1 protein-coding gene is annotated in these 297 nt (G+C 56.2%); it reads left to right on the top strand.

Annotation, left to right across the window (positions count from 1 at the left end):
* Positions 1–23: 23 nt before the first annotated feature.
* On the top strand, positions 24–297 hold a 274-nt coding region (locus tag AC0L3U_RS39090; RefSeq protein WP_473365074.1), incomplete at its 3' end, for a hypothetical protein.

Consider the following 297-nt stretch of genomic DNA (forward strand, 5'->3'; position numbering starts at 1 on the left):
CGCCCAGGACGCGTGTCAACCTGATGCCTGTCACTGCGGTTGAGCATTTCTTCAACCGTCAGGTCAACCTGCTAATTGACAAGCAAAGCCAGGATATAGAGCACCACTGGGCCGTTAGCCGTAACACACCAGTGGACGTAATCAAGACAATCGACCAGGCGGTCGATCTTGCACCGCTGCTGAACTTCAACGAGGCCATCAAGCGATACGCCCGCAAACTCTTGGCCCTCAGCGCAAAGCGCAGAAAGGCGGCCTCCGCTGTTCAGCAACGGTTGATACAGCTCAACACCGACCGCT

The sequence above is a fragment of the Bradyrhizobium sp. Kon69 genome (assembly GCF_055807515.1).